The organism is Gemmatimonas sp. (assembly GCF_044376735.1).
Taxonomy (GTDB): Bacteria; Gemmatimonadota; Gemmatimonadetes; order Gemmatimonadales; family Gemmatimonadaceae; genus Gemmatimonas.
The window spans coordinates 1-8253 of the sequence record NZ_JBILKJ010000121.1; the positions used below are offsets into that span (position 1 = coordinate 1).

8 protein-coding genes are annotated in these 8253 nt (G+C 67.0%); 6 read left to right on the forward strand and 2 right to left on the reverse strand.

Features of this window, described 5'->3' with window-relative positions:
• The 5 genes from ACIRA7_RS13055 to ACIRA7_RS13075 form a co-directional block, all read left to right on the forward strand.
• Window positions 1-1453: M28 family metallopeptidase (locus ACIRA7_RS13055; protein WP_396221280.1), on the forward strand; the 1453-nt coding region annotated here is incomplete at its 5' end.
• A 55-nt stretch (window positions 1454-1508) separates the two neighbouring features.
• Window positions 1509-1919, forward strand: a complete 411-nt coding sequence (locus tag ACIRA7_RS13060; protein ID WP_396221281.1) for a surface-adhesin E family protein — start codon at window positions 1509-1511, stop codon at window positions 1917-1919.
• Between the two features lie 278 nt (window positions 1920-2197).
• Window positions 2198-3148, forward strand: coding sequence for a hypothetical protein (locus ACIRA7_RS13065; RefSeq protein WP_396221282.1), 951 nt, complete (start codon window positions 2198-2200; stop codon window positions 3146-3148).
• A gap of 37 nt (window positions 3149-3185) precedes the next feature.
• Complete coding sequence (locus ACIRA7_RS13070) at window positions 3186-4160, forward strand: phosphodiester glycosidase family protein (RefSeq protein ID WP_396221283.1); 975 nt, start codon at window positions 3186-3188, stop codon at window positions 4158-4160.
• Between the two features lie 36 nt (window positions 4161-4196).
• Entirely contained in the window at window positions 4197-5693 is a 1497-nt protein-coding gene (locus tag ACIRA7_RS13075; protein WP_396221284.1) for a carboxypeptidase regulatory-like domain-containing protein, read from the forward strand.
• A gap of 49 nt (window positions 5694-5742) precedes the next feature.
• On the opposite strand, the gene ACIRA7_RS13080 is transcribed toward ACIRA7_RS13075, so the two are convergent.
• Window positions 5743-6246, reverse strand: a complete 504-nt coding sequence (locus tag ACIRA7_RS13080) for a hypothetical protein (protein WP_396221285.1) — start codon at window positions 6244-6246, stop codon at window positions 5743-5745.
• A 308-nt stretch (window positions 6247-6554) separates the two neighbouring features.
• Between ACIRA7_RS13080 and ACIRA7_RS13085 the strand changes: the two genes are divergently transcribed.
• A complete protein-coding gene (locus tag ACIRA7_RS13085; protein ID WP_396221286.1) occupies window positions 6555-7991 on the forward strand; it encodes a serine hydrolase domain-containing protein in 1437 nt (478 codons plus the stop codon).
• An 82-nt stretch (window positions 7992-8073) separates the two neighbouring features.
• On the opposite strand, the gene ACIRA7_RS13090 is transcribed toward ACIRA7_RS13085, so the two are convergent.
• Window positions 8074-8253 (reverse strand): type II toxin-antitoxin system VapC family toxin (locus ACIRA7_RS13090; RefSeq protein ID WP_396221287.1); only part of this gene is annotated, 180 nt, incomplete at its 5' end.

The following is an 8253-nucleotide window of genomic DNA, read 5'->3' on the forward strand; positions in this document are numbered from 1 at the left end:
GATTCCGACCGTACCGACCGCGCAGAACGGCTTCGGTGGCAAGGCCGAACTGAACGGCGTGCCGGCCGTGTTTGCCGGCACCTGGGGCGACACCGCGGTCATGCTCGATCCGGCGGCGTTCACCGGTAAGGTGGCGGTGTTCATGGCCGCCCCGGGGGCGGGGGCATCGGGGGGCGTGCGCGGACCGGCGTCCTTCGTGAGCTGCGCCGACGTGCCCAACAAGTTTGGCGTCGCGGCGATTCTCGCCGCCGACAAAGTCGCCGCGTCCACGCCGGCCCGCCCGCCCGCCCCGGCGTTCGCCGGAACCGCCCGTGACACGCGGGCGCGCCGCGCCGGTGCCGTGGCCGTCCTCGTGATCGGCCTCGACGACATGACGCCGACCTCGATTGCGGCCGCCTTCGAGGGCCGCAATGGCATGCGTCCCACCACCGCGCTCAACGCCGACGCCCCCGCCGGCGCGACGATCTCGCGGAAGATGGCCGAGCAGCTGTTCGGCAAGCCGATGGATCAGGTCACCGTCGGGACGGTGGGGCAGCCGATCACGGCGTCGTGGAATCACGCCTGGCGCCCGGCGGCGTATGCGGCGCGCAACGTGATCGCGGTGCTCCCCGGCTCCGATCCGACGCTCAAGGAAGAGTACGTGCTGGTGGGCGCGCACAACGACCACGTGGGGATCAACACCACGGTGATCGACCATGACTCGCTGCGCGCCACGAACTTCGTGACGCGTCGTCAAGGCAACAACGATCCCACGTGCATCCCGACGGCGGAGCAGCAGGTGAAGATCAACGCGCTCATCGCGAAGGCGCGCGCCGCCCGGCCGGCCCGTCAAGACTCGATCATGAACGGCGCTGACGACGACGGATCGGGCTCGATGGTACTGCTGGAACTCGCCGAGAAGTTCGCCAAGGAGAAGCCGGCGCGTTCGGTGATCTTCGTGTCGCACCAAGGCGAAGAAGGCGGCCTGCTGGGGTCGCGCTGGTTCGTCGACAACCCGACGGTGCCCATCGACAAGATCGTGGCCGCGCACAACATGGACATGGTCGGCAAGGGTCGCGCCGACCAGGTGAAGTTCGGTGGACCGAACTCCGTGCAGATGCTCGGCGCGCGGCGCCTGTCGCGCGACTTCGGCGACATCATCGACTCGGTGAACGCCAGCAGCCCCGAGCCCATGGCGATCGACAAGAGCTGGGACGTTCCCGCCAACCCGCTCAACCGCTTCTGCCGCAGCGATCAGGTGAACTACGTCCGCAAGGACATCCCGGTCGTGTACATGTCGCTGGGGTACGGTCCCGACTATCACATGCAGTCGGACGAGCCGCAGTACATCGATTATGATCACGCCGCGCGGCTGGGTCGCTTCGTGCACGACGTGATGACCGCCGTCGCGAACCGGAAGGAAAAACCGGCGATCGCCGGCGCCGACCCGACCTACCCGAGCTGCAACCGGTAGGTCGGCATTCGTCGTGTACACTCGAGGAACACCGGTCTCGTCTCTTTCGCATGTCATGACGCCTATGCGCATCGTCACCGTCATTTTCGCGCTTGCTTCGGCCAGCCTCCTCGCACCACGCGGGGTCTCCGCACAGGCACGTACGCCGATCGGCCTGATCAACGGCGGCACGGTGCTACTCGAGTCCAAGTCGGTGCAGCGCAGCGGGGGCATCATTACCGCCGCGCTGCGCGTGCAATTTCACAAGCCCACCAAAGTGCCCGGCGGCAACTGGTACAGTTCGCGCACGCTGCTCATGCTCGACTGCCGCAAGCAGGTCGTCGCCGTGAAGGAGAACTGGTACTACAGCGACGCCAAAGGCACGAAGGTGGCGCAGCACAAGGAAGTCGGGATCCCCGGGTATGCCACGCCGCTGCCCGGCTCCATGCCGAAGGTCGCCCTCGACCACCTCTGTCAGGCCAGGTAGCGCCGGCTTCGGCGGCGGGCACTCACCTAACGATGCGCGCGGAGCGCGGCGACGACGTGCGAGCAGCGCGAGGACTACCGACACCTGCTGCGTCGAGCAGTGGAGTGTCTCGAAAGTTGTCGAGTGCATTGCTGAGCTCGCTCGCCAGCCGGAATGACTGTTAGCATTGATGTGGTGCAGCGCGATCGGGAACGCGCGCTGTACCGCTGGTCCCATTCTTCATTGCGTTCCCCACGCTCCGGTCTTCCATGCGACTCACGACTCGCGCCCTGACAGGCATGACTTCCCTCCGTCGTCGTCCGCTTTCTGCCGTGTTCATCGAGCGGGTGCTGCTCGCGACCGTGCTCCTGACTCCAGTGGCCGCGCAGGCACAGTTGGGTGGCCTGCGCAAGAAGCTGGAACAGAAAATCACCGAGGCGGTGGTGCCCAAGAAGGCCGAATCGCTCCCGCCCAGCTTCAGCGACGCGCGCTACGAGATCACGGCCGCACGCTTCGACGGGCTGCTGCGTGGGGTCACGCTCGCGGACGAGGCGCAGGCGCGATACGAGCGCGACCTCCCCGAGTTCGAGCGAAAGAAGCTACAGGCGGACCGCGAGAACGCGGAGCTAGAGCGCTCCACAAAGAGCATGGCGAGTCGCTTCGCCCCGAGCGGGAACTTGGGGCCGATGGCGTGCCAGGGAGAAGTCATGACGCTGCTGGAGACGTTGCCGGAAAAGGATCCCCGGCGCGTGAAGGGCGAAGCGTTGATGGATCGCCTCGAGAAGCTGACGGAGGAGACCGAGCGCCGCGAGCGTACGGGGCAGCGCGTGGACACGGTCGGCACCGCGATGCGCTCCATGGCGCTCCTCGACTCTGTGGCGATCACTGTGCGCGGCGCGCCGTGCAAGGTGACCAAGGCGGACGTCGCCGAGGCTCAGCGCAAGGACGAAGCGAGGGAAGCGGAGATGAAGAAGGTCGAGGCCCAAGCGGCTCAGGTGGCCAAGACACAGCAGGAACTTGCCGCCCTGAACACCTCGGCGCCGAATCGAAGTGAGATCATCGCCCGCGAGGCGGGACTCAGTGGCGTGCAGATGGGCGTCGTGTGCGACAAGCTCATCGCGTTCACCGAGGCGTCCGACCGCAAGCAGGAGATCAAGGGATTCTCCGACGCCGAGCAGGCGCTGCTCTCGAAGCGACTGCCTGAGCTGCGCAAGAATGGCAAGCAGTTTTGCTCGGGGTTCCCCGACTAGCGTCCTGCCAGTGCACCGGACGAGCGGTGCGCTCACCATGAGCACGTCGACGCGCGTCCCTGCGCTCGGCGCGCTGCTCGCGGTGCTGTTGCTGTTCGATACGCACGAGTGTCGGGGCCAGCTCCCGCCCTCGACCCTCGCGGTGCGCACGGACTCCGGGTGGGTCACGTGGTGGCGTGCGTCGCGCGCGCCGCGACAGTGGTCGGCGCCGCATCCGGCGCTCACCGCCGCGCTCCGCTGGCGTCCTGTACGTGCCGGCGTCGAGGTGGCGTCCCTCGACCTTACCGGGTCGGGCGAGGCGTGGCGTATCCGCGCGATAATCGCGCGGATCGAGCCAGAACGTCTTCGCTTCCGTCTCGATCTGCCTCCGCGGCGACGGGCCGCGTGGAACATCGAGGCGCTCGGCGACGACGCGATCGTTGCCTGCAACGCCGGGCAGTTCCGTGAGCAGGGTCCCTGGGGGTGGATCGTGCGCGACGGCAAGGAGGTGCAGGCACCGGGGCGTGGCCCGCTGGTGATGGCGGTCGTGGTCGACAGCGGCGGCGGTGTGCGACTCGTCTCGTCCGACTCGGTCGCTGCCCTGCGCGCGGCGGGTCGCACCGAGACCGCATTCCAGAGCTACCCCGCGCTGCTGCAGGGCGCGGCGATGGTGCCGCGGCAGCTCACGCGAACCGACGCGGGGCTGGATGTCACGCACCGCGATTCACGGCTCGCGCTCGGCTTGCTCCCCGACGGCAGCCTACTCCTCGTGCTCACGCGCTTTCACGGATTGGGCGGCGTGCTCTCACCGATGCCCGTGGGACTCACGATCCCCGAAACCGCGGCGCTCATGGGCGCCCTCGGCGCACGCCGCGCCGTCGCCCTCGATGGCGGCACATCCGGTCAGCTGCTGGTGCGCGATGAGGCCGGAATCGCGGAGATGTGGACCGGCTGGCGCAAGGTGCCGCTGGGGTTCGTCGGCGAACTGCGTGAGGGCATGCGTGGCGCGTCGGTGGAGGGGCGGCGACGTTAGTTTACACGCAGGATTATCACCATCCCTTACGCATCAATGACGCAGATGCCGCGAAGCTTCATGCCGTCGGCGCTCGCGATTGCGGCGAGCCTCGTTGTCCACACGGCGATCGCAGGAACAGCCAGCGCCCAGGCGCCGCGCTACGGTCGCATTCGGGGCGTTGTATTCGACAGTGTCTCGATGAGCGCGTTGGGCGGCGCGACGGTACAGCTCGTGAGCGTGGCCGATCCCTCGCGTGCGCGATCCACCACGGCGGACGGCCTTGGCCGGTTCCGCTATGACAGCGTGGCGGTGGGATCGTGGATACTGAGCGCGGTCCATCCGCGCCTCGACTCACTGGCGGTGCGGGAGATCATGGCTCCGGTGACCGTGGGCGAGCGCGGCGCGACGCGGGCCACGATTACCGTGCCGTCGGCGCGTACACTGGCCGATCGGGTGTGCGGCTCGACTGATTCGGCCACCGATTCATCCGGCTTTCTTTTCGGGAGATTGCGCTCCGTGCGCGAGGGCCGGGCCGCCGTACGTGGCACCGTGCGGGTGCAATGGCTCGAACTGCTCTACGAGAACGGCACGTGGCGGCGCGAGGTGGCGACGATCGATGCGTCGTCGGATCCCGACGGCTCGTTCCTGGCCTGCGGCGTGCCGGTGCGCGGCATTATCCGACTCAAGGCGTGGAGCGGGACCGATTCCAGTGGGGTGATCGAGTTCACGCTGCCGGAGCATGGCATCTACAAACACGATCTCTTCGTAGGTGAGTCACGCCTCCTGCGCACGGCTGAGGCGCCGCCGCCGTCGTCGGATTCGCTCGCCGCGACCGACTCCATCGTGAACATCGTCTGGCGCGGGAGTGGACAGCTCCGGGGCGTCGTGCGCGGACTCAATGCGAAACCGCTGGCCAATGCGCGCGTGACCGTGCGTGCGACCGGCCTCGAAGCACGCACCGACGACCAGGGTGCGTTCACGCTGAACGGACTTCCCACCGGAACCTGGACGCTCGACCTGCGGGCGCTCGGCTTCGAACCAGAGCTGCGGCCGGTGGACATCTTCCCCAGCGACAGCGCGGTACCGCAGTTCGCGATGCAGCAGTTGCTGATGCTCGACACGGTGAAGGTACGCGCCGATCGCATACGTCGCCTGGGCAGCAGGATGGCCGGCTTCGAAGACCGTCGGAGGGCGGGACTGGGTCGATTCTTAACCCCCGAAGACATCGAGAAGATTCAACCGAACCAGTTCACCGACCTGATGCGACGCATTCCGGGTGTGCAAGTGATACTCGCCGGCGCGTCCCGTGACATCATCACGATGCGCGGCACGTTCAACCGATGCAGTCCAACGATCTTCGTCGATGGCATGCGCATGCCGAACGGCGAGACCATCAACTCGTTTCTCCCGGCAGCGTGGATCAAGGCGGTCGAGGTGTATCAGGCGGGCTTCGCACCGGGCGAGTTCATGAATGCGCTGTCCGGCTGCGGAAGCATCGTGGTGTGGACAGGGGAGCGGCCGACGTCGGGGACGACGGCGCCGTCGAAGTAGCGATCGCGGCGCTTGCGCTGCCGCGCTGAGCACGCGATTGGCGTGGTGCTCAGGCCTTGGCCGGCGCGTCGGCGCCACGCCATAGGTTCCACGTGTTGAGCTCTTCGTGGCCGCACAACTTGAGGCTGCAGAACAGCTGCGTGCGATACGCAGCGTAGTTCGCGAGCACCATGGTGACGAAGTGCGCGCCGCGCGACATGGGGCCACCGAACAGCTGAATGGTGCCACGCATGTCATCGTCGCTCATGGCGCCGACCTGCTCGGCGTACCAGGCACTCTGCGTGGCGAGCAGCGCGTCGAGCCCTGCCAGGTCGAGCGCATCCGCCTGCCCCTGGGCCGCGCCCCACGCCGCGCCGTCAAAGGCACCGGCCTTGATGGCCGAGGTGAGCGCCGGCCCCTGGACGACCAGATAGCGCACCAGTTCGATGTTGCTGCGCTGCTTGGGGGTGGCGCGGAAATCCGCCGTGTCGGCGGTGATCTTGGTGATGAGGTGACGCACGATGCCCACTTCGTGGGCGAGCGCGCCAATGAGTTCGTCTTTGGAGAAGACCATGAGGCCGGGAGGGGTTGAATGCGGAGGAGGAGCCGGCGCGGAGCGGAAGGGACCGCGACCGCTTGAGTATAGCCGTTCCAAGACGCGACGGTTACCTGAGTCGGCGGCGGGCGGCGGGCGGCGGGCGGCGGGCGCGCAAACCAACGCGTTGCCATCTGCGAGCGCTTCCCGATGCGCGAGAGCGACCGCAGCTTATGAACGACCGCCGGCCACGACCGCATGCAACTCCGACCCATCCTTGGCGACCAACTATGACCACCCGTCAACGATCGCTCCGCCCCCGCAGCACCCGCCGAACGATACCTCTGTTGCGCTCGGCGCTCCTGTTCACGGTGTTAGCCGCCGCGCCAAGCGCCGCCGCGCAGGGTGCCGCAGCTGCGCCCAACGCCATCGCCACCAATGCCGAGGTGCTCGGCGCCGAGCGTCTCTTCTCGGCGTGGATGGATGGGCAGCTCGCCTATCGCGGGATACCCGGTGTCGCCGTAGGCGTGGTGTACGATCAGCAACTGGTGTGGTCGCAGGGGTTCGGCATGGCCGATGTGAAAAACCGCGTGCCCATGACGCCGCAGGTGAAGTTCCGCATCGCATCGCACAGCAAGATGTTCGCGGCCATCGCCATCATGCAGCTGCGTGAGGAGGGGAAGATTCGCCTGGACGATCCGGTCGAGAAGTATCTGCCGTGGTTCAAGGCCAAGCCGGCAGGCGACGACGACGGCGTGATCACCATTGAACAGTTGCTGTCGCACACGTCAGGGTTGCAGCGCGAGGCCGGCGATCACTGGATCTCGTTCAACTTCCCCAGCGAAGAGGAACTGAAGCGCCTATACAGCGATCGTCAGGCCGCGTTCGCCCCCAACGTGCGCTATAAGTATTCCAATCTGGCGTTCGCGGTGGCGGGGCTGGTGGTCGAACAGATCACCGGACAGAAATGGGCGGCGTACGTGCAGCAGCAGATCCTCACGCCGCTGGCGATGACCAGCACGAGCGTGGATCAGAACGTGCCGGGACTGACCGTACCCTACATGCGTCGCATGCCCGATGGCTCGCGCGATGTGCTCCCCTTCGTGGATGCACGCGGCATGGCGGCCGCCACGGGCATGACGTCGAACGTGGATGATCTCGCGAAGTTCGTGTCGGCGCAGTTCCGCCGGGGACCGCGCGCCGGTGCGCAGATTCTCAGCACGGGCTCATGGCGCGAGATGCACCGCGTGCGCGCCGTGGATGAAACGTGGCAGAGTGGCAGCGGGCTCGGCTTCGATTTCCTGCGATTCGAGAATCGTACGTGGGTGGGTCACGGTGGTGGCTATCCGGGCAACACCACGCACACGCTGTTTCAGGTGAACGACAAAGTGGGCGTCATCGTGCTCACCAATACCAACGACTCTGACCCCAGGCAGATCGCCGAACAACTCATCGCGACGGTCGGTGCCGCCGTACTGAAGGCCGCGCCGACGCGGGCGCAGACGATCGCGTGGGACCCGTCGTGGGCCCGCTTTGCGGGGTGGTACCGTAGCGCGTGGGGAGACTCGCGGGTCGTGCTGCTCAACGAGAAGCTGGTCATGATGTCGCCCAACTCGACTACCGTTGGCACGCCGTCCACGCTCGAGCCCCTTGGTGGCGGTCGCTTCCGCCTGATGGCGCCGGGTGGTGGCAGTGCGATCGGGGAAGTGGTGCGCTTTGTCGAGGAGAACGGCGCGGTGACCCGCATGTACGTCGGCGACGGGTATCAGACGCGCCTGCGGTAACGGGCCGCGCGGCACGGCCGCGACGGCCGATGAATCGGACCAGCGGACCAAGCCGCCGACGGACCTGTTTCCTGGCGTAACGCTACGCGCGGATGAGCTTGAGGTCGTACAGCGTGAAGGACTGGTCCCGCGAGATGACGACGAGCCCTTCAACCTGTGCCTGCGCGATCAGGATGCGGTCGAAGGGATCGCGATGATGCGACGGCAGACAGGCAGCGGCCTCGGCGTGCCGGAACAGGACGGGCAATTCGGTAAACGCCGA